General features: G+C 71.6%; 22 protein-coding genes. 9 read left to right on the forward strand and 13 right to left on the reverse strand.

Annotated features, from left to right (window positions below; all coding sequences use genetic code 11):
• The 6 genes from ACZ60Q_RS24960 (at nt 1) to ACZ60Q_RS24985 (ending at nt 5,926) form a co-directional block, all read left to right on the forward strand.
• Complete coding sequence (locus tag ACZ60Q_RS24960) at nt 1-312, forward strand: urease subunit beta (protein ID WP_469638674.1); 312 nt, start codon at nt 1-3, stop codon at nt 310-312.
• Nucleotides 305-2,026, forward strand: coding sequence for an urease subunit alpha (locus ACZ60Q_RS24965; protein ID WP_469638677.1), 1,722 nt, complete (start codon nt 305-307; stop codon nt 2,024-2,026). Before ACZ60Q_RS24960 ends, ACZ60Q_RS24965 begins: the two co-directional genes overlap by 8 nt.
• A gap of 12 nt (nt 2,027-2,038) precedes the next feature.
• Nucleotides 2,039-2,701 carry an urease accessory protein UreF gene (locus ACZ60Q_RS24970; protein ID WP_469638679.1) on the forward strand — a complete coding sequence of 221 codons (663 nt, stop codon included), beginning with the start codon at nt 2,039-2,041 and terminating at the stop codon, nt 2,699-2,701.
• A gap of 28 nt (nt 2,702-2,729) precedes the next feature.
• Complete coding sequence (gene ureG / locus ACZ60Q_RS24975) at nt 2,730-3,407, forward strand: urease accessory protein UreG (RefSeq protein ID WP_469638682.1); 678 nt, start codon at nt 2,730-2,732, stop codon at nt 3,405-3,407.
• Nucleotides 3,404-4,189: an urease accessory protein UreD gene (locus ACZ60Q_RS24980; RefSeq protein ID WP_469638685.1), complete on the forward strand. Its 786-nt coding sequence runs from the start codon at nt 3,404-3,406 to the stop codon at nt 4,187-4,189. Before ureG ends, ACZ60Q_RS24980 begins: the two co-directional genes overlap by 4 nt.
• Nucleotides 4,190-4,408: 219 nt before the next feature.
• Nucleotides 4,409-5,926: an alpha/beta hydrolase gene (locus ACZ60Q_RS24985; RefSeq protein WP_469638894.1), complete on the forward strand. Its 1,518-nt coding sequence runs from the start codon at nt 4,409-4,411 to the stop codon at nt 5,924-5,926.
• A gap of 63 nt (nt 5,927-5,989) precedes the next feature.
• Here ACZ60Q_RS24985 and ACZ60Q_RS24990 read toward each other — a convergent pair whose 3' ends face one another.
• The 7 genes from ACZ60Q_RS24990 to ACZ60Q_RS25020 all read right to left on the reverse strand — a co-directional run bounded on the left by ACZ60Q_RS24990 (nt 5,990) and on the right by ACZ60Q_RS25020 (nt 12,554).
• Nucleotides 5,990-7,021, reverse strand: coding sequence for an NAD-dependent epimerase/dehydratase family protein (locus tag ACZ60Q_RS24990; protein WP_469638897.1), 1,032 nt, complete (start codon nt 7,019-7,021; stop codon nt 5,990-5,992).
• 86 nt (nt 7,022-7,107) lie between these two features.
• Nucleotides 7,108-7,824, reverse strand: coding sequence for a lysophospholipid acyltransferase family protein (locus tag ACZ60Q_RS24995; RefSeq protein WP_469638688.1), 717 nt, complete (start codon nt 7,822-7,824; stop codon nt 7,108-7,110).
• A 194-nt stretch (nt 7,825-8,018) separates the two neighbouring features.
• On the reverse strand, nt 8,019-8,177 hold the full coding sequence (locus ACZ60Q_RS25000) for a hypothetical protein (RefSeq protein WP_469638691.1): 159 nt from the start codon (nt 8,175-8,177) through the stop codon (nt 8,019-8,021).
• A 66-nt stretch (nt 8,178-8,243) separates the two neighbouring features.
• A complete protein-coding gene (locus ACZ60Q_RS25005) occupies nt 8,244-9,194 on the reverse strand; it encodes a cytochrome c oxidase assembly protein (protein WP_469638693.1) in 951 nt (316 codons plus the stop codon).
• 122 nt (nt 9,195-9,316) lie between these two features.
• Nucleotides 9,317-10,342 carry a 6-phosphofructokinase gene (locus tag ACZ60Q_RS25010; RefSeq protein WP_469638696.1) on the reverse strand — a complete coding sequence of 342 codons (1,026 nt, stop codon included), beginning with the start codon at nt 10,340-10,342 and terminating at the stop codon, nt 9,317-9,319.
• Nucleotides 10,343-10,552: 210 nt separating this feature from the next.
• Nucleotides 10,553-11,281, reverse strand: coding sequence for a type 1 glutamine amidotransferase (locus ACZ60Q_RS25015; RefSeq protein WP_215102167.1), 729 nt, complete (start codon nt 11,279-11,281; stop codon nt 10,553-10,555).
• A gap of 34 nt (nt 11,282-11,315) precedes the next feature.
• The gene (locus tag ACZ60Q_RS25020) at nt 11,316-12,554 is read right to left on the reverse strand and encodes a MurT ligase domain-containing protein (RefSeq protein WP_469638699.1); all 1,239 of its coding nucleotides are present in this window, start codon (nt 12,552-12,554) and stop codon (nt 11,316-11,318) included.
• Between the two features lie 114 nt (nt 12,555-12,668).
• Here ACZ60Q_RS25020 and def point away from each other — a divergent pair, with 114 nt between their 5' ends.
• A complete protein-coding gene (gene def, locus ACZ60Q_RS25025; RefSeq protein WP_469638702.1) occupies nt 12,669-13,214 on the forward strand; it encodes a peptide deformylase in 546 nt (181 codons plus the stop codon).
• Nucleotides 13,215-13,251: 37 nt separating this feature from the next.
• On the opposite strand, the gene ACZ60Q_RS25030 is transcribed toward def, so the two are convergent.
• The gene (locus ACZ60Q_RS25030; protein ID WP_469638705.1) at nt 13,252-13,914 is read right to left on the reverse strand and encodes a TetR/AcrR family transcriptional regulator; all 663 of its coding nucleotides are present in this window, start codon (nt 13,912-13,914) and stop codon (nt 13,252-13,254) included.
• 185 nt (nt 13,915-14,099) lie between these two features.
• Between ACZ60Q_RS25030 and ACZ60Q_RS25035 the strand changes: the two genes are divergently transcribed.
• A complete protein-coding gene (locus tag ACZ60Q_RS25035) occupies nt 14,100-15,326 on the forward strand; it encodes an acyl-CoA dehydrogenase family protein (RefSeq protein ID WP_469638707.1) in 1,227 nt (408 codons plus the stop codon).
• 57 nt (nt 15,327-15,383) lie between these two features.
• Here the strand turns inward: ACZ60Q_RS25035 and ACZ60Q_RS25040 are convergent, their stop codons facing one another.
• From ACZ60Q_RS25040 to ACZ60Q_RS25060, 5 genes are all read right to left on the reverse strand, one after another.
• Complete coding sequence (locus tag ACZ60Q_RS25040) at nt 15,384-15,872, reverse strand: glutathione peroxidase (protein WP_469638710.1); 489 nt, start codon at nt 15,870-15,872, stop codon at nt 15,384-15,386.
• A gap of 50 nt (nt 15,873-15,922) precedes the next feature.
• The gene (locus ACZ60Q_RS25045; RefSeq protein ID WP_469638713.1) at nt 15,923-16,447 is read right to left on the reverse strand and encodes a GNAT family N-acetyltransferase; all 525 of its coding nucleotides are present in this window, start codon (nt 16,445-16,447) and stop codon (nt 15,923-15,925) included.
• 47 nt (nt 16,448-16,494) lie between these two features.
• Complete coding sequence (locus ACZ60Q_RS25050; RefSeq protein WP_469638716.1) at nt 16,495-17,073, reverse strand: helix-turn-helix domain-containing protein; 579 nt, start codon at nt 17,071-17,073, stop codon at nt 16,495-16,497.
• 204 nt (nt 17,074-17,277) lie between these two features.
• Nucleotides 17,278-18,735, reverse strand: a complete 1,458-nt coding sequence (locus ACZ60Q_RS25055; protein ID WP_469638719.1) for a DUF2252 domain-containing protein — start codon at nt 18,733-18,735, stop codon at nt 17,278-17,280.
• A 22-nt stretch (nt 18,736-18,757) separates the two neighbouring features.
• Complete coding sequence (locus ACZ60Q_RS25060; RefSeq protein ID WP_469638722.1) at nt 18,758-19,723, reverse strand: DUF389 domain-containing protein; 966 nt, start codon at nt 19,721-19,723, stop codon at nt 18,758-18,760.
• A gap of 203 nt (nt 19,724-19,926) precedes the next feature.
• Here ACZ60Q_RS25060 and ACZ60Q_RS25065 point away from each other — a divergent pair, with 203 nt between their 5' ends.
• On the forward strand, nt 19,927-21,756 hold the full coding sequence (locus ACZ60Q_RS25065; RefSeq protein WP_469638725.1) for a glycoside hydrolase family 15 protein: 1,830 nt from the start codon (nt 19,927-19,929) through the stop codon (nt 21,754-21,756).
• The last annotated feature ends 41 nt before the right edge of the window (nt 21,757-21,797 follow it).

The following is a 21,797-nucleotide window of genomic DNA, read 5'->3' on the forward strand; positions in this document are numbered from 1 at the left end:
ATGATTCCCGGAGAGATCCTGTACGCGGACGGGGGCATTCCCCTCAACGAGGGGCGGACGGTCACCCGCCTCACCGTTCTCAACGCCGCCGACCGCCCCGTCCAGGTCGGCTCCCACTACCACTTCGCCGAGTCCAACCCCGGGCTGCGTTTCGACCGTGCCGCCGCCCGCGGTCTGCGGCTGAACATCGCCGCCGGCACGGCGGTCCGCTTCGAACCCGGTATCCCCGCCGACGTCGAACTCGTCCCCCTCGCAGGCCGCCGCGTCGTCCCCGGCCTGCGCGGCGAAACCGGAGGTGCTCTCGATGCCTGACCTCGACAGAGCCGTGTACGCCGACCTGTTCGGCCCCACCACCGGCGACCGGATCCGGCTCGCCGACACCGATCTCCTCGTCGAGATCGAGGAGGACCGCTCGGGCGGCCCCGGACACGCGGGCGACGAGGCGGTATTCGGTGGTGGCAAGGTGATCCGGGAGTCGATGGGCCAGGCCCGCACCACCCGCGCCGAGGGCGCGCCCGACACCGTCATCACGGGGGCCGTCGTCATCGACCACTGGGGCATCGTCAAGGCCGACATCGGCATCCGCGACGGCCGGATCACCGGCATCGGCAAGGCCGGGAACCCGGACACCATGGACGGCGTCCACCCCGACCTGGTGATCGGCCCGGAGACCGAGGTCATCGCGGGCAACGGGAAGCTGCTCACCGCCGGAGCGGTCGACGCCCACGTGCACTTCATCTCGCCCACCCTCATCGACCAAGCGCTCTCCAGCGGCATCACCACCCTCGTCGGCGGCGGCACGGGACCCGCCGAGGGCACCAAGGCCACCACCATCACCCCGGGGCCCTGGCACGTGGCCCGGATGTTCGAGGCGCTGGAGACCTTCCCGGTCAACATCGGGCTGCTCGGCAAGGGCAACACGATGTCCCACGAGGCCATGCACTCCCAACTGCGTGGTGGTGCACTGGGATTCAAGATCCACGAGGACTGGGGTGCGACACCCGCCGTCATCGATGCCTGCCTCACCGTCTGCGAGCGGACGGGCGCGCAGCTCGCCATCCATACGGACACCCTCAACGAGGCAGGGTTCGTCGCCGACACCCTCGCCGCCATCGGGGGCCGGACGATCCACGCGTACCACACCGAGGGGGCGGGCGGCGGGCACGCGCCCGACATCATCAGCGTGGTCTCCGAGCCGTACGTCCTGCCCAGCTCGACCAACCCCACCCGGCCGCACACCGTCAACACCATCGAGGAACACCTCGACATGCTGATGGTCTGCCACCACCTGAACCCCGCCGTCCCCGAGGACCTGGCCTTCGCGGAGTCCCGGATCCGGCCCTCCACCATCGCCGCCGAGGACATCCTGCACGACCTCGGTGCCATCTCGATCATCTCCTCGGACTCCCAGGCCATGGGCCGCATCGGCGAGGTGATCCTGCGGACCTGGCAGACCGCCCATGTGATGAAGAAGCGCCGCGGAGCCCTCCCCGGGGACGGGCGGGCCGACAACCACCGGGTCCGTCGCTATGTCGCCAAACACACCATCAACCCGGCCGTCGCGCAGGGCCTGGACCGGGAGATCGGCTCCGTGGAGACGGGCAAGCTCGCCGATCTCGTCCTCTGGGATCCGGCGTTCTTCGGCGTCAAACCGCAGACCGTCATCAAGGGTGGTCAGATCGCGTACGCGCAGATGGGCGACGCCAACGCCTCCATCCCGACGCCCCAGCCGGTCCTGCCCCGGCCGATGTTCGGCGCCTTGGGACGGGCGGCCGCCCAGGGCTCGTTCAACTTCGTCTCCACCGCGGCGATCGAGGACGGGCTGCCCGAACGGCTCGCCCTGAACAAGCGGTTCGTGCCGATCACCAGCACCCGAGGGGTCACCAAGGCGGACATGCGCGAGAACGACGCACTGCCGCAGGTCCACGTCGACCCCGACAGCTTCGCCGTCACCATCGACGGTGATCCGGTCGAGCCCGCACCGGTGGCGGAACTGCCCATGGCCCAGCGCTACTTCCTCTTCTGAGCGGACCCGTCCATGTCACGCGCTGCACTCCTCGTCCTCGCCGACGGCCGGTTCCCCGCCGGAGGTCACGCCCACTCCGGCGGCGCCGAACCGGCCGTCGCCGAGGGCCGCGTCCTCGACGCCGACTCCCTCGCCGACTTCTGCCGGGGCCGGCTGCACACCGCGGGCCTCACCGCCGCCGCCCTCGCCGCGGCGGCGGCCCACGGCCTCGACCCGCTCGCCCTCGACGAGGCCGCCGACGCCCGTACGCCCTCGCCGGCCCTGCGGACCACCGCCCGCAAGCTGGGCCGGCAGATGATGAGGGCTGCCCGCGCCACCTGGCCGAGCCCCGAACTGGCCGCGCTCGCGGCGGCCCGGCCGCGCGGCGCCCACCAGCCCATCGTCCTCGGGCTCACCGCACGGGCGGCGGGCCTGGGGCCCGTGGACGCCGCGCACTGTGTCGCGTACGAGTCCGTCAGCGCCCCCGCCACCGCCGTCGTCCGGCTCCTCTCCCTCGATCCCTTTCACGCCACCGCCGTACTCGCCGGGCTCGCCCCCGATCTGGACCGGATCGCCGAACAGGCCGCCGAGGCCGCCCGGCAGGGCCTCGACGCCCTGCCCGCCGCCTCGGCGCCGCTCCTCGACATCACCGCCGAGGCGCACGCCGCCTGGCCGGTCCGCCTCTTCGCCTCGTAGCCACCCTTTGACCACCACTGGAGCCCCCATGCACCTCGGCCACTCCCACGACGGACCCGCCGCCGTCAGCGCCGACGCCACCCGCCCCGACGGCACCCGGCGCGCCCTGCGCATCGGCCTCGGCGGACCCGTCGGCTCCGGCAAGACGGCCACCGTCGCCGCGCTCTGCCGCGAACTGCGCGACCGGCTCTCCATCGCCGTCGTCACCAACGACATCTACACCCAGGAGGACGCCGCCTTCCTGCTGCGCAACGCGGTCCTGCCGCCCGAGCGGATCCAGGCCGTCGAGACCGGCGCCTGCCCGCACACCGCGATCCGCGACGACATCTCCGCCAACCTCGAAGCCGTGGAGGACCTGGAAGACGCGGTCGGGCCGCTCGACCTGATCCTCGTCGAGTCCGGCGGTGACAACCTCACCGCCACCTTCTCCAAAGGACTGGTCGACGCGCAGGTCTTCGTCATCGATGTCGCGGGCGGCGACGACATCCCGCGCAAGGGCGGCCCCGGCGTCACCACCGCCGACCTCCTGGTCATCAACAAGACCGACCTCGCCCCCTACGTCGGCTCCGACCTGGAGCGGATGGCTCTCGACGCCGAGAAGCAGCGCGGCGAACTCCCCGTCGTCTTCACCTCGCTGACATCGGCCGAGGGCGTCGGCCCGGTCGCCGCCTGGGTGCGGGCGCGGCTCGCCGCCTGGGCCGCGTGAGCGTCCGCGCGACGGCCCGGCTGCGCGCCGAACCCGACGGGCGGGGCGAAAGTGCCCTGCCCGTCCTGGTCAGCGACGGGCCGCTCGCCCTGCGCCGCACCCGCTCACCTCGGGACGCCTACGCCCGGGTCACCATCGTCGGAGCGATGAGCGCCCCGCTGAACGGCGACCGGCTGGCGATCGAGGCGGACATCACGGACGGGGCGCGCCTCTCCGTGGACTCGGCGGCGGCCACCGTGGCCCTGCCCGGGGCGCGGGCGGACACCGGCCCGTCCACGTACACCGTGGACCTGGGCGTGGGGGAGGGGGCCGTCCTGCACTGGCTGCCCGAACAGCTGGTCTCCGCCCACGGCAGCGACCTCCACCAGACCACCCGGGTCCGCCTCGCCCCCACCGCCCGTCTGCTGCTGCGCGAGGAACAGATCCTCGGCCGCCACGGGGAACCCACCGGCGCGCTCACCACCCGGCTCACCGTGCACCGTGCGGGCCGCCCCCTCCTGGACCAGCAACTGGCCTACGGACCCGGAGCCCCCGACGGCTGGGACGGCCCCGCCGTCCTCGGCGGCCACCGAGCCGTCGGCCAACTGCTCCTCGCCGACCCGGCCTTCGAGGACGCCCCGCTCCCCGCACGTCTCCTTGGTCCCACCGCCGCCCTCACCCCGCTCGTCGGCCCCGCCGTCCTGGTGACCGCCGTGGCCGCCGACGCCCGCCTGCTGCGCGGGATCCTGGACGGTGCCATGCGCGAGCTGCTGGACGGGCTGAAGACGGGCCACACCGGCTGAGTCCGCTCAGCGAACCTCCTTCACCGGTTATGGGTTCGGCAAAGAAACAGGTGTACGCCCTGGCCCCGGGTGCCGTCTGACGAAAGGATCCCCGCGACGTACCGATGACCACGTCGCCTTCGGCGGCGGATCGGATGAAGGGGGAGGTTTCACGTGAGACGCACCAAGGTGCTCGGCTCGGCCGGGGCTCTCGTCGCGGGCACGCTCATAGCGGGGGCGATGGCCGCACCCGCGGCGAGTGCCGACGGCCGCCATCACGACCGGGGTGACGCGCGGGCGCGCGGGGTCGCCGTCGCGGCGCACCGGGCGGCGAATGCCGGGATCGACTGGAAGGACTGCCCCGAGGACTGGGGTCTGACCGCCCCCATCCAGTGCGGCTGGGTGACCGTGCCGCTCGACTACGCCCGGCCGGACGGCAAGAAGATCAAGCTCGCCGTCGACCGGCACGTCAGCACCGGCACGAAGGGCGAGCGCCAGGGCGCCCTGCTCTACAACCCGGGCGGCCCCGGCGGCTCGGGACTGCGCTTCCCCGCCCGCGTCACCGCCAAGAACCCGCTCTGGACGAAGACCGCGAAGGCGTACGACTTCGTCGGCTTCGACCCGCGCGGCGTCGGCCACTCGGCCCCGATCTCCTGCGTCGACCCGCAGGAGTTCGTCAAGGCCCCCAAGGCCGACCCGGTCCCCGACAGCGAGGCCGACAAGCGCGCCCGGCGCAAGCTGGCCCGCGCGTACGCCGAAGGGTGCGGCGAGCGCAGCGGCGCGATGCTGCCGCACATGACCACACCCAACACGGCACGCGACCTGGACGTCATCCGGGCCGCGCTCGGGGAGAAGAAGCTCAACTTCATCGGCGTCTCCTACGGCACCTACCTGGGCGCCGTCTACGGCACGCTCTTCCCGACCCACGTCCGGCGCATGGTCGTCGACAGTGTGGTCGACCCGTCGCGGAAGAACATCTGGTACCGGGCGAACCTCAACCAGGACATCGCCTTCCAGACGCGCTGGGGCGACTGGAAGGCATGGGTCGCGAAGCACGACTCCGTCTACGGCATCGGCGACACTCCGCAAAAGGTCGAGAAGGCCTGGCTGGAGCTGCGGGCAGCCGCCAAGAAGGAGCCCATCGGGGGCGTCGTCGGGCCCGCCGAGCTCATCGGCTTCTTCCAGGGCGCGCCGTACTACGACTCCGCCTGGGCCCGCACCGCCAGGACCTGGAGTGCCTACCGGGCCGGTGACACCCAGGCCCTGGTCGACGCCGCCGCCCCCGATATGAGCGACCTCGCGGGCAACGCCGCCGCCGAGAACGGCAACGCGGTCTACAGCGCCGTCGAGTGCGCCGACGCCAAGTGGCCCACCGACTGGCGCACCTGGGACCGGGACAACACCCGGCTGCACGAGAAGTACCCGTTCATGACGTGGGCCAACGCCTGGATGAACCTGCCCTGCGCCACCTGGCCGGCCAAGCAGCAGACCCCGCTGGACGTGAAGACCCGCAAGGGCCTGCCGCCGGTCCTCATCGTGCAGTCCACCCGCGACGCCGCCACCCCGTACACGGGCGCGGTCGAGCTGCACAAGCGGTTCAAGGGCTCCCGGCTCATCACCGAGAGGGACGCCGGATCCCACGGTGTCACCGGACTGGTCAATCCCTGCGTCAACGACCGGGTGGACACCTACCTGCTCACCGGGAGGACCGACCGGCGCGATGTGACGTGCGCCCCGCACGCCGCACCGAAGCCGTAACACCGGCAGCAGGATCCAGGGCTGGGCGGACCGTCCTCCGGGACGGGCCGCCCGACCCGCCGTTCAGCGCCGTTCCCGGTCGTACGCCTCCAGCCAGGCATCCTCCGCCGTGTAGTCGAAGAGCCCTTCGCCGTAGTTGGCCAGCATCTTCGGGAAGGCCTCCCGCCAGTCGCGCCCCGACAGCTCCCCGGCGAGCCACTCGACCGTTTCCGGCAGCGACTCCACGTACCCGGTCACCGGGCGGTATCCGAGCTGGTCCCCGGCGGCCGTCATGTCGTAGACCACGGGGTGGGCGCCGCTCCACGGGGTCTCCCCGACATGCCCCTCGGGGGGAGCGCCGTCCACCAGCACCGTCTCCGTCTCCCGCCCGAGGACCTCGTCGATCGCCGACGCGATCTCCGCGACCGTGGGGGCCTCGGGGTCCCCGGCGTTCAGCACACGCGATCCCGGCCGCCGGGCGGCCAGCCGGATCAGCTCCGCCGCGTTGGACACATGGACCGGGTGCAAGCGGCTCGCCCCGCCGTACGCGAGCACCCGGCGCCGGCGCCCGTCGAGCAGCCGCTTCACCAGGTGCAGCTCGCGCGGTGTGCGGCAGTACGGGCCGTGGACCGCGCCCGCGCGCAGCAGCGTCACCGGCAGTTCCTCGCCCGCCGCCAGCAGCTCCCGCTCCAGCAGGATCTTCCGGGTCCCGTACGTGGCGTCCCCCGGCGCCACCGTGCGCTGTGTCTCCGGCAGTGGCACCGGATAGCGGGGGAAACCGTCGCTCTCCGCCTGGGTGTCGAAGCTGCGGCCCCGGTCGTCCTCGTACACCGCCCCGCTGGAGATCACGACGGCCGATCCGATCCGGCCGGCCAGCCCCGTCAGCTGCCGGGCGTGCGCCCTGTCGAACGCCACCATGTCGACCAGCACGTCACAGCGCTCGCCCACCGCCCGGCCGAGCGCCCCCTCCTCGTCCCTGTCGAGCGCCACCGCCCGGACCCCGGCGTCCCATCCCCGGTCGCGGCCGCCGCCGAGCGAGGCCGCGGTGACCTCCCAGCCGTCCGCGGCCAGCGCCCGCACCGCGGCCCGCCCGATCTGGCCCGTCGCTCCCAGCACCCATGCGTGTCCTTTGCCCATGGAGCCGACGCTAGGGGAACGGACCCCGCCGGGGTGAGGGCGCTCTGCCGGTGGCGTATCCGCGCTCAGCGTCGCAGCTTGGGGAACTTCCTCGGCGGCGCGGTCTCCTGCTCGGCTGCCTTCACCTTGGCCGCGTACTCGTCCACGTACTCCTGCCCGGAGAGTTCGAGGATCGCGTACATGATCTCGTCCGTCACGGCCCGGATCGCGGCCTTCTGGTTCTCCATGCCCGCGTAGCGGGAGAAGTCCAGCGGTTCGCCGAAGCGGATCGCGACCCGTTTGATCTTCGGCACGACCTGGCCGGGCGGCTGGATCTCGAAGGTGCCGACCATGGCGCAGGGAATCACCCGAACCTGCGCGGTGATCGCCATCACCGCGACCCCGACCTTGCCCTTGTAGAGCCGGCCGTCGTGCGAGCGGGTGCCCTCCGGGTAGATACCGAGCAGCTCCCCCTTGCCCAGTACGCCGAGGCCCTCGCGGATGGCCGCCTGCCCGGCGTCCTTGCCGGACCGGTCCACCGGGATCTGGCCCGCGCTGCGGAAGAAGGCCGCGGTGAGCCGGCCCTTGATTCCCGGGCCCGTGAAGTACTCGGCCTTCGCCAGGAAGGTGATGCGGCGCTTGATGATGGCCGGCATGAGGAAGTGGTCGGAGAAGGAGAGGTGGTTGCCCGCGACGATCGCCGCACCGTCCTCCGGAATGTTCTCCAGGCCCTCGATCCGGGGCCGGAACAGCAGCCGCAGTACGGGCCCCAGCACGACATATTTCAGGACGTAATAGAACACCTTGCGGGTGCACCTCGCTCTGCCGGGTCGGCGTCAGGGCTGTACTGCCAGGTTCAGGGCTGCGTACTACCAGGTCACGGTCGTGCCGGGGCGCTACAGCGTAGACCCCGGCACCACCGTGCGACCGTAGCGAACCGCTCTTCCGGCTCGTACCCGCCTCCGGGCCCGTCAGGCGTCCTCACCCGCCGGGGGGCTCAGGTGTCCTGCGTGGCCAGCATGCCGAGGGTGCACAGGCCCAGCACCACCCAGCCGAACCAGAGCCAGCCGCTGGATCCCAGCCCCACCGTGTACGCGGTCACCGCGATCAGTGCCCCGCCGGTCATGTATCCCATGGTCTTCGTCGATCCGGACATGCGCGCACGCTCCTCGTCGGCCGCGCGGCCGTTGTCCCCATGGTCACCCCGTATGCGTCCTCCGCGCTACCGTCCGCGCGCCTGCAAAGACGCGAGATAGGCGTTGTACGCCGCCAGCTCCTTGTCACCGTCGCGGTCCGCCGCCCGGTCGGTGCGCCGTGCGGTGCGCTGCTCGGAGCGGTACCACTGGAAGACCAGCGCGATCAGCACCAGCACCGAGGGGATCTCGCTGAACGCCCACGCGATACCGCCCGCCCAGTTCTGGTCGCTCAGGGCGTCGATGCCGAGCGAGGCCGGCGGGTTCTCGTACGTCTTCACCATCGGCGTCGACGCCATCATCAGCGCGATCCCGAAGAACGCGTGGAACGGCATCCCGGCGAACAGCTCCAGCATCCGCATCAGATAGCCCGGCCGGTGCGGGCCCGGGTCCACGCCCATGATCGGCCAGAAGAAGATCAGGCCGACCGCGAGGAAGTGCGTCATCATGCCGATGTGGCCGGGCTTCGAGCTCATCAGGAAGTCGAAGATCGGCGTGAAGTACAGCGCGTAGAGGCTCGCGATGAACAGCGGGATCGTGAACACCGGATGCGAGATGATCTTCATGTACCGGCTGTGCAGCAGCTTCAGCAGCAGTTCGCGCGGCCCGGTCCGCCCCCGCCCGGCCGGCGGCAGCGCGCGCAGCGCCAGCGTCACCGGAGCGCCCAGCAGCAGCAGGATCGGCGACAGCATGCTGATCACCATGTGCTGCACCATGTGCACGCTGAACATGACCATGCCGTAGTCGTTGAGTTTGGTGCACGTCACCAGCGCGATGCTCAGCACACCCACGACGAAGAACACGATGCGGTTCACCGGCCAGCCGTCCCCGCGCCGACGCAGCCGCACCACGCCGTACCCGTACAGGGCGAGCGCCAGGAGGCAGCCGGTCAGGAAGAACGGGTCGACGGAGAGCTCCAGCCCCCGCCCCAGCGTGAACGGCGGCAGATCCATGTTCATGCCGTGCCCGCTGTGATCCATCTGTTCACTCCCGATGGGGACACGTCCCCGTTTCGTGCCGGTTGTCCGGTCCAGAGTAGAACTGCCCCCGGCCGCGGTTGCGGCCGGGGGCAGTTCTGGACGGCATGTACCCAGGAGGTGTTCTACAGCACGCACTCCGCCTCGGCGTACCGCTCGGCGGGGACCGTCTTCAGCGTTTCGACGGCTTCGCCCAGCGGGACCATCACGATGTCGGTGCCGCGCAGCGCGGTCAGCATCCCGAACTCGCCCCGGTGCACCGCCTCCACCGCGTGCCAGCCGAACCGGGTCGCCAGGACCCGGTCGTACGCGGTCGGCGTGCCGCCGCGCTGGACGTGGCCGAGGATGACCGGGCGAGCCTCCTTGCCGAGCCGCTGCTCCAGCTCCCCGGAGAGCTGTGTGGCCACCCCGGCGAACCGCTCGTGACCGTAGATGTCCTTGACGCCCTGTTCGAACTGCATGGAGCCGGCGCGCGGCTTGGCGCCCTCGGCGACCACCACGATGGCGAACTTCTTGCCCGCCGAGAAGCGCTTGCCGACCAGTTCGGTCAGCTCGTCGATGTCGAAGGGGCGCTCGGGCACCACGATGGCGTGGGCGCCGGCGGCCATGCCGGAGTGCAGGGCGATCCAGCCGGTGTGACGGCCCATGACCTCGACGATCAGCACCCGCTGGTGCGACTCGGCGGTGGTCTTCAGCCGGTCCAGGGCCTCGGTGGCGACGCCGACGGCGGTGTCGAAGCCGAAGGTGACGTCGGTGGAGGCGATGTCGTTGTCGATGGTCTTGGGGACGCCGACGATCGGGAGACCGGCCTCGGAGAGGAGGTTCGCGGCCTTGAGGGTGCCCTCGCCGCCGATCGGGATGATGGCGTCCAGGCCCAGGTCCGCGACATGGCCGCGGGCGCGCTCCACGCCGTCGCGCAGATGTGCGGGCTGGACCCGGGAAGAACCGAGGATCGTGCCGCCGCGGGCCAGGATGCCGCCCACCGCGTCAAGGTCGAGCTTGCGGTAGTCGCACTCCAGCAGGCCCTTCCAGCCGTCGTGGAAGCCGATGACCTCGTCGCCGTGGTCCACCACCGCGCGGTGCACGACGGAACGGATGACGGCGTTGAGGCCGGGGCAGTCGCCGCCGGAGGTGAGTACGCCAATGCGCATGGCCCGAAAACCTTTGCAACGTTGAGTCGACGACCGGACCACGTCGTCCGGTTGGATCCTCGCCACCCTACCGGCGCAGGGTGGCGGGACCGAACCGGCCGTCCGCCTGCTGGACTCCGCTCAACCGAGCGGAAAAGACCTCAGGCGGACATCGCTCGGGCGAGCGGAGAACACCTCGGACGGGCCGCGCTCAAGCGAGCGGAAAGCGCCTCAGGCGGGCTGGGTCGCCGAGGCGATCCGCTCGGAGCGCAGCGCGTCGTACCAGCGGTCGTCGGTGGGCGGCAGCGCGTTCACGTCGAGGGCCAGCTTCAGCAGCAGATCGGCGATCTGCGGATTGCGGGCCATCACGGGGCCGTGCATGTACGTCCCGAAGACCGTGTCGTTGTACGCCCCCTCCGTGCCGTCCCCGGTGCCGTTGCCCCGGCCGAACTGCACCCGGGCGAACGGCCGTGCCGTCGGGCCGAGATGGGTGACCCCCTGGTGGTTCTCGAACCCGGTCAGCGGCGGCAGCCCGAGGTGCGGGTCGATGTCCGCCAGTACGTCGCCGACGCACCGTGCGCCCTCGCCGCGGGTGGAGACCACGTCGAGCAGGCCGAGACCGGCCTCGCGCTCGCCGAGGTCGTTGACGAACTCGTGCCCGAGGATCTGGTAGCCCGCGCAGACCGAGAAGATGATCGCGCCGTTGGACGCGGCCCGGCTCAGTCCGCCGTCGCGGCGCAGCCGCTCGGCCGCGAGGCGCTGCGGCCGGTCCTCACCGCCGCCGATCAGATAGATGTCGCCGGACGTCGGCACCGGCTGGTCGCTGCGCACGTCGACGCGCTGCACGTCCAGACCGCGCTGTCGGGCCCGCCGCTCCACGACCAGGGCGTTGCCCTGGTCGCCGTAGGTACTGAGCAGGTCGGGGTAGACCCAGACCAGACGCAGACCGTTGTTGCTCATGCTTCGTCCTCTCCGGAGGTGGCCGGGGCCGGGGTCAGTTGCCGACACGACGGCGCAGATCCTGGAAGGCGGTGTAGTTGGCGATGACCTCGATGCGGCCGGGCGGTGCGTACTGCACGGCCTCGTCGAGCGTCTCGCAGACCCGGAAGTCGAGACCGGCCACCTCGAGGCGGACCGCGAGGTCCAGCTTCCGGTCGCCGAGCACGAAGATCGGGTGACCCGCCAGCTGTGTGTAGTCCACGTCCCACAGCCAGGAGGTGTCCGTGCCGTCCGCGCCGCGGGCGTTCACCGAGAGGATCACCGGCGTCGGCGGGGGGTCGATCAGCGAGAACGTCTCCAGCCAGCCGGCCGGGTTCTTCGCCAGCAGCAGACGCAGCTCACGGTTCTGGAAGCCGACCACGTCGTAGCGTCCGGCCACCGCCTGCACCTGGTACATCCGCTCCAGCGCGACCTGCGGCGGCACCCCGAAGACGGCGGCGACCGCGGCGGAACTGGTGGCGTTCGCCTTGTTCGCGCGGCCCGGCAGCTGGAGGTGGATCGGCCACGCCGAACCGTGCGGGTCCAGGACGTAGTCGCCGTTCAGCGCCCAGCTCGGGGCGGGCCGGCGGAAGCCGCACTGCCCGCAGAACCAGTCGTCGCCCGGGCGCTGCATCACACCGCCGCAGGACGGGCAGGACCAGGCGTCGTCCTTCCACGCCTGACCGGCCGCCACCCACACCACGTTGGCCGAGGAGGATGCGGCCCACACGACCAGCGGGTCGTCCGCGTTCGCGATGACCACGGCCTTCGAGCCGGAGAGGCCCTCGCGCCAGTGCTCGGCCATCATCCGGGTCTCCGCCGCGCGGTCCAGCTGGTCGCGGGAGAGGTTGAGCAGTGCGATGACCTTGGGTGTGGTGTCGCGTGCGACCCCCGCCAGATACTTCTCGTCGACCTCGATCACGCCGAACTTCGCGTCAGAGCCGCCGGCGAGTGCCGAGGTGATGCCCGCGGGCATGTTCGCGCCGAGCGCGTTCGACACGACGGGCCCGGCGGCCCCCAGTGCCTCGGCGATCAGCCGTGTGGTGGTCGTCTTGCCGTTCGTCGCCGACACGAGGATCACGTCCAGGTGCTGCGCCAGCCGCCCCAGCAGGTCGGGGTCGAGTTTGAGCGCCACCCGGCCGCCGATCACCGATCCGCTGCCCCGCCCCGCGGCGCGTGACACCGCCGCCGCGGCCTTGCCCGCCGTCACGGCCAGTTTGGCCCGCGGCGACAACGGCTCCGTGTTGCCTGCCATCGTCCTAGATCCTCCTTGCATCGGTCAGCGCCCAGCCTATCGATGTCCGGCGTGGCGACCGCACCGCGGCACCACGGGAACTCCCCGGCCCCGGCGGAACGTAACCTTGCCGCCATGCGAAACCGCCCGATCCCCGGCAGTTCCGGACTCGTCCGTGAGATGAGTCTTCTCGGCGACCCGTCGCTCCACCGCGCCTGCGAGGACGTCACGGACTTCGGCCCGTCGCTGGCGAGGCTGGTCGAGGACATGTTCGCCACGATGTACGCCGCACAGGGTGTCGGGCTCGCCGCCAACCAGATCGGCGTCCCGCTCAAGGTGTTCGTCTACGACTGCCCGGACGACGACGATGTCCGCCATCTGGGACACGTGGTCAATCCCGAACTGGTCGAGGCGGACGGACTCACCGTACGCGGACCGGAGGGTTGTCTGTCACTTCCCGGTCTGGAAGCGGGCACGGATCGCTTCGACCACGCGGTCGTCGAGGGCCTGACGATGACCGGCGAGCCGGTCCGGATCGCCGGGACGGGGTGGTTCGCCCGGTGCCTCCAGCACGAGTGCGACCACCTGGAGGGCACGGTCTACACCGACCGGCTGACCGGGCTGCGGCGCACCCGGGCGCTGCGCGCGGCGCGGCGCGCACCCTGGGCGCGTCAGGGCTGAGCCCGCCCGGCCTGCTGGCCCCGGCGGCCGGAGCGGGTCAGAACCCCGGGCCGCCCTGGAGGTCGCCCGCCTCCGCGAGCCTGCCCCACAGCAGATCGGCGAGGCTGCTCACCAGCCGTTCGCGGGAGCAGGGCCGGTCACCGAGCCACCAGTCGCCCGCCGCGTGCATCATGCCGACGATCCCGTGCCCCCAGATGCGGGCCATCTGCTCGCTGTCCGGGCCCAGCTCGACGCGCTCGGCGATCACCTGGCCCAGCTCCTCGCCGAGGCGGCGCAGCAGCGGGGCGGAGTGCCGGCCGACGTCGAAGCCCTGCTCGGGGGAGGGGGCTGTGTCGGCGACAGCGCCGTCAGCGGGATGCATCAGGAAGCGGTAGACCTGGGGGCGGGCCTCGATCGCGGCGAGGTAGGTGTCGAGCGTCGACTCCACCCGCTCGCGCCGGTCGGCGGGCGCGTCCAGGGCGGCTCGCAGGGCGATGAGCAGCGCGTCGGTGTGCCGCTTGGCGAGGGCGCGGTAGAGGCCGCCCTTGTCCCCGAAGTGGCGGTAGAGGATGGGTTTGGTGATCCCGGCCTCGGCGGCGATGGCGTTCATCGAGGCCTGCGGTCCGTCCCTGAGCACCACCCGGTCCGCCGCTTCCAGCAACTCGCGGCGACGGCGCTCGGCCGCGGTCCGCTGTCGCTCGGCGTTTCGTGCGGTCTCCATGTCGTCTCTCCCACCCCTGGCCACGCGATGCCGTCGCACCGCCTCTGCATGCCCGCGCAACGTAACACTCCGCAGGGCGGGCGCCTGATCGGCTCCGTGACGGTTGACAGTGCCTACTTGCCGGTAACAGACTGTTGTTACCGCAAGTAACGCATGGTTTTCGCCGCAGTGCCTGGAGGGGAAACATGGCCGAGTTCACGCTTGAGCTCAACGACGACCAGAAGCAGGTCAAGGACTGGCTCCACGGCTTCGCGGCGGATGTCATCCGCCCCGCCGCCTCGGAGTGGGACGAGCGTGAGGAAACGCCCTGGCCCGTTATCCAGGAAGCGGCCAAGATCGGCATCTACTCCCTGGACTTCTACGCCCAGCAGTTCTTCGACCCTACGGGTCTCGGCATTCCCATGGCCATGGAAGAGCTGTTCTGGGGCGACGCGGGCATCGCCCTGTCGATCGTCGGTACGGGCCTGGCGGCCGTCGGCGTCCTCGCCAACGGCACCGAGGAGCAGATCGGCACCTGGATCCCGCAGATGTACGGCGACGCCGACGACGTGAAGGTCGCCGCCTTCTGCTCCTCCGAGCCCGACGCCGGGTCGGACGTCGCCTCGATGCGCACCCGGGCCGTCCACGACGAGGCCAAGGACGAGTGGGTGCTCAACGGGACCAAGACCTGGGCGACCAACGGCGGCATAGCGGGCGTCCACGTCGTCGTGGCCGTCGTCGACCCCGACATCGGCTCCAAGGGCCACGCCTCCTTCATCGTGCCGCCGAACACCCCCGGCCTCTCCCAGGGTCAGAAGTTCAAGAAGCACGGCATCCGCGCCTCCCACACCGCCGAGGTGGTCCTGGAGGACGTCCGCGTCCCCGGACACTGCCTGCTCGGCGGCAAGGAGAAGCTCGACGAGCGCCTCGCCCGCGCCCACGAGCGCGCCAAGTCCGGCGGAGAGCGCGTCAAGAACGCGGCGATGGCCACCTTCGAGGCGTCCCGCCCGGCCGTCGGCGCGATGGCCGTGGGCACCGCCCGCGCCGCCTACGAGGTCGCCCTCGACTACGCGAGGACCCGCAGCCAGTTCGGCCGCCCGATCATCGACAACCAGGGCATCGCCTTCCAGCTGGCCGACATGCGTACCCGGATCGACGCCGCCCGGCTGCTGGTCTGGCGCGCCTCCTGGATGGCCACCACCGGAAAGCCGTTCACCTCGGCCGAGGGATCCATGTCGAAGCTGTACGCGAGCGAGACCGCCCGGGACGTCACCGCGCAGGCGATCCAGATTCTCGGCGGCAACGGCTTCACCCGCGAGTACCCGGTCGAGCGCATGCACCGCGACGCGGCCATCTACACCATCTTCGAGGGCACCAGCGAGATCCAGCGCCTGGTGATCGCCCGCACGCTGTCGGGCATGCCGATCCGCTAGCGGCGAAAGAAGGGGGCGGTCCGGAACGGGTGTTCCGGGCCGCCCCCTTCCGTGTGCTCAGCCCGGCAGCTGCGCCTCGATCGCCGCCACGACCTCCGTGGCCTCGGGCTCGGCGCCCGGACGGAACCGGGCCACCGGCTCACCGGCCGGCGAGATGAGGAACTTCTCGAAGTTCCACTGGACGTCCCCGGCCTCCCCGTCCGCGTCCGCCAGCTTCGTCAGCTCCACGTACAGCGGGTGCCGGTCCGCACCGTTGACGTCGATCTTCTCCAGCAGCGGGAAGGTGACCCCGTACGTCGTCGAGCAGAAGGTCTGGATCTCCTCCGCGCTGCCCGGCTCCTGCCCGGCGAACTGGTTGCACGGGACGCCGAGCACGGTCAGGCCCCGGTCCCCGTAGTTCTGCTGCAACCGCTCCAGGCCCTCGTACTGCGGGGTGAGCCCGCATTTGGAGGCCACGTTCACCAGGAGGACGGCCCGGCCGCTGTACGCGCCCAGCGTGGTCGGCTCGCCCGCGAGGGTGCGCAGCGGAATGTCGTGCAGCGTCATGAAGCTCTCCCTGATCATTGCGTGGTGGTGCTCATCGTGCCGCCCGCCGCTCACGGAGCGGCGAGCTCCTTGTAGTAGAAAGTGGTCGGCTTGAGGCTGCCCGCAGGATCCGCCGCGTATCCCGGTACGCTCCCGACCTTCGTCCAGCCCGCCCCGCGGTAGACCTGCTCGGCCAGGCTGCCGCTCTCGGTGTCCAGGATCAGCAGCGTGATGCCCTCGGCCGCCGCGTACGCCTCGACCGTGGACAGCAGCGCCCCGCCGAGCCCCTGGCCGCGCGCGGAGGGCCGGACCATCAGCTTGGCGACCTCCGCGCGGTGCCGGGCGTTCGGCAGCGGGGCGCGGACCAGGGCGATCGTCCCGGAGACCCGCCCGCCCTCGCGGGCGATCCAGACGTCGATCCGCCCCGCCCGCACGTCGGCGGCCCGTTCACGCCACCAGGCGGCGGCCGTCTCCCGGTCCAACGGGGCGAGGAAACCCACCGAGGACCCCTCGTCGACGGTCTCGGCCAGGAGGCCGGCCAGGTCGTCGGCGTACGTGACCAGCTCGGGGGCGGACACGTGGACGATCTCGGTCATGGGTGGGAGTCCTTTCGCGACGGAACGGCCGGGAGGGGGCGTGGGGGTCAGGGCAGGACGACGACCACGGCGTAGCGGGTCCGCCCCGGGCCCGCGCAGCGGAAGTGGGAGGGGCCGTGCAGCCGGAAGCGGAGACAGTCCCCCGTGCGCACGGTGTGCGTCACCTCGGCGATCGTCACGTCCACGGTGCCCTCCTGTACCCAGATGTGCTGCTCCACACCGGGCACGGGCGCGCCCTGGTAGGAGATCGACGCGCCCGGTTCGAGGACCGACTCGACGATCTCGGCGCGCAGTCCGGCGTGCGGCGGCGAGACCGAGCGCCGGACGAACCCGGCCTCCTCGTCGCGCCAGACCGTCTGCCGGGCCGCGGGCACCAAGGGCGGGGGCTCCTCCTCCACCTCCATGAGGAGGCGGGACATCGTCCGGCCGTAGACCGTGCACAGCCGTCCGAGCAGGGCGGCGGTAGGGCTCACCTCGCAGCGTTCCAGCCGCGAGAGTGTGGACCGGCTCACCCCGCTGCGACGGGCCAGCTCATCGAGGGACCAGCCGTGCTCGGTGCGCAGCTCCGCCAGTCTCACGGCGAGCCGGACGTCCACGGGATCCGGCTCCTCCGTCACGTCTCTCATATCCAGGATGGTATCCCGGATGCGGGACAGTCTCTAGACGGCCCTCGGACTTGCCCCGTTCGCCGGCATCGTGCGAACTCCTCGGGGTGAAGGTCCCCGGGAAGGAGACAAGGGGCGGGTGCCCACGGGTTCACGCGGGGACACCACGCACCGGCGGACCGGGCGCCTCCCCGCCGCGCGGACACGCCCTCCGGTGCGAGAAGGTCAGCCGCCCGGCCCCGGAAGGCCCCTCGCGCCGCCGCCCGGGATGTCCGCCGACAGCCGCCCCGAGGCCACCGCGTCCACCAGCGCCCGGTGATCGAGCTCGTTGCGGTCCGCGTACGACTCCGCGAACGTGGCGAGCGCCCGGTCGAAGGCGTCCCCCCGCCCCAGATAGCCGGCGATGGCGATCCGGTCCCCGGACCTCGCGTGGGCGCGGGCCAGCGTGGCGCCGCACACCTCGCCGAACGCGCGCATCCCCTTCGGCACCATCGACTCCGGTTCGGCGATGCCCTTCCAGTCGCGCAACTGGCGCACGTAGAAGTCCCGGCTCCGGCCGTCGATGCCGTCGGTCCGCTCCCAGCCGAGGAAGATGTCGCTGGAGGCCTGCATCAGGCGCTGCCCCGCGACCACCCGCTCGCCCTGATTGCCGTACGTGCTCGCCCCGGCGTGCTCGGCCAGCACCGAGGGACCGGCCTCCTTGGCCTGGAGGAGCAGCGGGTCCCCGCCGTCCCTGCCGAGCAGCAGGATGATCCAGCACCGGGTGCCGACACTGCCCACACCGACGACCTTCCGGGCCACGTCCACCAGCGCGAAGTCCTCCAGCAGACTGCGCCGGTCCGATGCCAGGCTGTGGGCGTAACCCGCCACCATGGCACCGAACCGCCCGTACACCGCCGCAGGCTCCACCCCGGGCATCAGATCGGTGAGCGGGACGATCATCGGCGGATCCGCCGCGATCCGCAGCCGCCCGTCGACCACCTCGGCGAGCTTGCCGAAGGCCTGCAGAGCGTCCCGGGAGCGGGCCTTGCCCAGCGCCCGGTCGACGTTCCTGCGCCCCCGCCCGCCCAACTGCTCAGCGGCCACCGTACGCAGCCGCTCGGCGTCGGTCCTCGCGTACCACACCTCCAGATTGCGCATCCCGGCGAACCGGGCCATCGACTCCCGGTACGAGCGGACCGCGGCCCGTACGATCCCGGCCCGCTCCCGGTGCGAGAAGCCGTTCGCCCGCCCCGCGATGACGAGGCTGGCCGCCAGCCGTTTGACGTCCCACTCCCAGGGACCCGGCAGCGTCTCGTCGAAGTCGTTGATGTCGAAGAGCAGATTCCGCTCGGGCGAGGCCAGCAGTCTGAAGTTCAGCAGATGGGCGTCGCCGCACAACTGCGCCCGGATCCCGGATTCCGGGGTGCCCGCCAGATCGGCGGCCATCAGGGCGGCCGCCCCCCGGTAGAAGCGGAACGGGGACTCGGTCATCCGGGCGTAGCGGATCGGGACCAGCTCGGGAACCCGGTCCGCGGACTGCGCTTCGAGGACGGTCAGCGGGTCGGGGCGTCGCGGCGACGGCGTGAACTCCGCATGACTCGACCGGGGAGCGTCCCGGCGGGCGGCCCTGCCGAGTGCCGAGCGTTCGGCCGGTGTCGAGTGAGGTGCGGCGCGCAGCCGCGCCGTGGCTTCCCTGTCCATGAGGTGCCCCTTCCGGAGTTCGTCAGGCCTCTTCGGCGAGCCGGCGGTCACGGTCGAGCCGGAGGGCGACCTTCCGCCAGATCACCCGCTGGGCTTTGAGCGCGGCGGTGCCCACCACGATCAGCACCAGGATGTTCACCACCAACTGGACGGCCGAGCCCCACACGTCCGACCAACTCGTGAAGGCGGTGGAGACGGCGATGTCCGAGGCGGCCGGGATCGTCGTCACGGAGATGAACACACCGAGCAGGGCGGTCGTCCTGGCCTCGGTGAGCGACACGATCCCGACGATCCCGGCCAGGGCGGCGACGGCGACCGAGAAGAAGTTCGGCGTGTTGATGAGATTGGAGACGGGGCGCAGCCCCCGGTCGAAGGCCTCCGACTGCAGCCCGAAACCGCGGATGAGGAGGGCGAAGAGGAACGTGACGACGATGGTGAGGAGGAAACCGATCCCCAGAGCGGCCAGCCCGTTGCGCACCATGGCCCGACGGCCCCGGTCGATTCCCAGCGCCACACTGACGATGGCGCCGTACTCGGGCCCCACGACCATCGCCGCCACGATCAGGATCTGCGAGTTGGTGACGATGCCGACCGAACCGATCAGGCCGGCGACGACCAGGTAGAGATAGAAGCTCGGCGGATACCTCCCCCCGGAGCTGATGCGTGCTTCCACCTGCTCCCACACCGGTGCCCGGCTCAGCGGCCCCAGTGCGCGCCGCCCCTCTGCGGAGGCCCTGCCCGGGAAGGCCATGTCGACCGGTTCGATGATGAGCGAGCCCCGCTGGTCGAGGTGGACACCGAGCAGGCGGTGCAGCACGTCGTTCGCCGCCCCCGCCAGTACGTCGCAGGCGACGGAGTCCCCGTCGGGGCGGTGGGCGGCGTCGCGCCGCACGATGAGATTGAGCACGCAGGGGTCGCCCGAGAGCAGGCCGACGACCTCGTCGGTCAGGTCCGGCGGGCTCACCGCGCGGATGTGGATCATGTCCATCCCGGTACCTCCGCGGCTCCCGGCCCCGTCGCACGGAGCTCCGCCCGGCCGGTGGCCCGGGGGCTCACTCCAGTAACGCGGCCCCGGCCCCGTTCGGCAAACCGGGCGCCCGGCCCCGGACCCGGCACAGGGGAGCGTGCCGCGCACCCGGGGAGGGAGTACCGGATAGTGAAGGGGACGGGGCCCGACCGGGAGGAAGGCGCATGGACCGCTATCCGCCGATCGCCGACCACGGGATCGTGGGCGACCTCCAGACCGTCGCGCTGATCTCCTCGCGGGGCGTCGTCGACTGGCTCGCCGCACCCCGGTTCGACTCGCCCAGCGTCTTCGCCGCCCTGCTCGACCACGAGCGCGGCGGCTTCTTCCGGCTGGCGCCCGAAGGCGGCACCCACACGTGCAAGCAGCTCTACTATCCCGACACCGCGGTCGTCGTGACCCGGTTCATGGCGCCCGGCGGCGTGGGGGAGATCCTCGACTGGATGACCCCGATCCGCTCCGGCGGACCGACCGACCGGCACACCCTCGTCCGCACCCTGCGTTCGGTACGCGGCACCGTGCGCTTCGGCCTGGAGTGCCGGCCCCGGTTCGACTACGGCCGGGCCGCCCACGAGCTGGAGCTCCTACCCACGGGACACGGAGCGGTCTTCCGCGCGCCGGGCGTATCGGCCCATCTCCGGACGGGCATCCCCCTGACCCGTGACGGCCACGACGCGGTCGGCGGCGTCACCCTGCACGCCGGGGAGACAGCGGGGGCCGTTCTCACCCTCTGCGCCCCCGACGGACCCGAGCCGCCGCACCCCACCACCGAGGGAATCACGGACGAGCTCTGGGAGGTCGTCGACTTCTGGCAGAGGTGGGTGCGCGCCTCCCGCTACCACGGCCGCTGGCTCGACATGGTCAACCGCTCCGCGATCACCCTGAAACTGCTCACGTACGAACCCAGCGGCGCACCCGTCGCCGCGGCGACCATGGGGCTGCCCGAACAGCTGGGCGGCGAACGCAACTGGGACTACCGGTACACCTGGGTGCGGGACGGCTCCCTGTCGGTGCGGGCCCTGCTGGACCTGGGCTTCGTCGACGAGGCGACCGCGTTCACCCACTGGCTCGGCGACCGTCTGCGGGACCGGGAGGACACCGGCGGCGAGCCGCTCCGGATCATGTACCGGGTCGACGGGCGCCCCCTGGAGACGGAGCAGGTCCTCGGACACCTGGAGGGCTACCGGGGCTCCCACCCGGTCCGCCTCGGCAACGCCGCCGCCGACCAGCTTCAGCTCGACATCTACGGCGAGGCCCTTTACGCGCTGTCCGAGGGCCACGAGGTCGGCATCCAGGCGGGCTACCGGGGATGGAAGATCCTCTCCCGCACCCTGGACCGGCTCGCGGACTCCTGGGACCGCCCCGACGAAGGCATCTGGGAGACCCGCGGCGGGCGCAAGGACTTCACCTACAGCCGGGTGATGTGCTGGGCCGCCTTCGACCGGGGCCTGAAGCTCGCCGAGCAGTTCAGCCGCCCCGCCGACACCGCCCGGTGGACCGTGGCGCGGGACGCCGTGCTGGAGCAGGTGGCGGAGCGCGGCTGGAGCGAGAACCTCCGGGCCTATGTCCAGAGTTACGGGAGCGAGGTCCTCGACGCGTCCCTGCTCCTGATGCCGCGCGTGGGCTTCCTCGCCCCGAGGGATCCGGGCTGGCTGTCCACCCTGGACGCCATGGACCGCACCCTGGTCTCGGACAGCCTCGTCCACCGCTACGACCCGGCGGCCTCACCCGACGGACTGCGCGGCTCCGAAGGGACGTTCAGCCTCTGCACCTTCCTCTACGTCGACGCCCTCGCCCGCGCCGGACGGCTGCGCCAGGCGCGCTACACCTTCGAGAAGATGCTCACCTACGCCAACCACGTGGGCCTGTTCGCCGAGGAGATCAGCCCCAGCGGTGAACAACTGGGCAACTTCCCCCAGGCGTTCACCCATCTCTCGCTCATCATGGCGGCCCGCACCCTGGACGAAGCGCTCGACCGGGAGCGCGATTGCCACTGAGCCACGAGGCCCTGCCGGGCGCCTGCGGCGCCGTACTGGCA

The organism is Streptomyces sp. NPDC104313, assembly GCF_055583985.1.

Bases quoted from the DNA above. Each gene is read 5' to 3' on its own strand.
- ACZ60Q_RS25055 (WP_469638719.1), bottom strand. From the start codon at position 18,735: ATGGACAGGGAAGCCACGGCGCGGCTGCGCGCCGCACCTCACTCGACA.
- ACZ60Q_RS25050 (WP_469638716.1), bottom strand. From the start codon at position 17,073: ATGAGAGACGTGACGGAGGAGCCGGATCCCGTGGACGTCCGGCTCGCC.
- ACZ60Q_RS25045 (WP_469638713.1), bottom strand. From the start codon at position 16,447: ATGACCGAGATCGTCCACGTGTCCGCCCCCGAGCTGGTCACGTACGCC.
- ACZ60Q_RS24970 (WP_469638679.1), top strand. From the start codon at position 2,039: ATGTCACGCGCTGCACTCCTCGTCCTCGCCGACGGCCGGTTCCCCGCC.
- ACZ60Q_RS24960 (WP_469638674.1), top strand. From the start codon at position 1: ATGATTCCCGGAGAGATCCTGTACGCGGACGGGGGCATTCCCCTCAAC.
- ACZ60Q_RS25010 (WP_469638696.1), bottom strand. From the start codon at position 10,342: ATGCGCATTGGCGTACTCACCTCCGGCGGCGACTGCCCCGGCCTCAAC.
- ACZ60Q_RS25020 (WP_469638699.1), bottom strand. From the start codon at position 12,554: ATGGCAGGCAACACGGAGCCGTTGTCGCCGCGGGCCAAACTGGCCGTG.
- ACZ60Q_RS25015 (WP_215102167.1), bottom strand. From the start codon at position 11,281: ATGAGCAACAACGGTCTGCGTCTGGTCTGGGTCTACCCCGACCTGCTC.
- ACZ60Q_RS25005 (WP_469638693.1), bottom strand. From the start codon at position 9,194: ATGGATCACAGCGGGCACGGCATGAACATGGATCTGCCGCCGTTCACG.
- ACZ60Q_RS25000 (WP_469638691.1), bottom strand. From the start codon at position 8,177: ATGTCCGGATCGACGAAGACCATGGGATACATGACCGGCGGGGCACTG.
- ACZ60Q_RS25040 (WP_469638710.1), bottom strand. From the start codon at position 15,872: ATGACGCTGCACGACATTCCGCTGCGCACCCTCGCGGGCGAGCCGACC.
- ureG (WP_469638682.1), top strand. From the start codon at position 2,730: ATGCACCTCGGCCACTCCCACGACGGACCCGCCGCCGTCAGCGCCGAC.
- def (WP_469638702.1), top strand. From the start codon at position 12,669: ATGCGAAACCGCCCGATCCCCGGCAGTTCCGGACTCGTCCGTGAGATG.
- ACZ60Q_RS24965 (WP_469638677.1), top strand. From the start codon at position 305: ATGCCTGACCTCGACAGAGCCGTGTACGCCGACCTGTTCGGCCCCACC.
- ACZ60Q_RS25065 (WP_469638725.1), top strand. From the start codon at position 19,927: ATGGACCGCTATCCGCCGATCGCCGACCACGGGATCGTGGGCGACCTC.
- ACZ60Q_RS25035 (WP_469638707.1), top strand. From the start codon at position 14,100: ATGGCCGAGTTCACGCTTGAGCTCAACGACGACCAGAAGCAGGTCAAG.
- ACZ60Q_RS25030 (WP_469638705.1), bottom strand. From the start codon at position 13,914: ATGGAGACCGCACGAAACGCCGAGCGACAGCGGACCGCGGCCGAGCGC.
- ACZ60Q_RS25060 (WP_469638722.1), bottom strand. From the start codon at position 19,723: ATGGACATGATCCACATCCGCGCGGTGAGCCCGCCGGACCTGACCGAC.
- ACZ60Q_RS24985 (WP_469638894.1), top strand. From the start codon at position 4,409: ATGGCCGCACCCGCGGCGAGTGCCGACGGCCGCCATCACGACCGGGGT.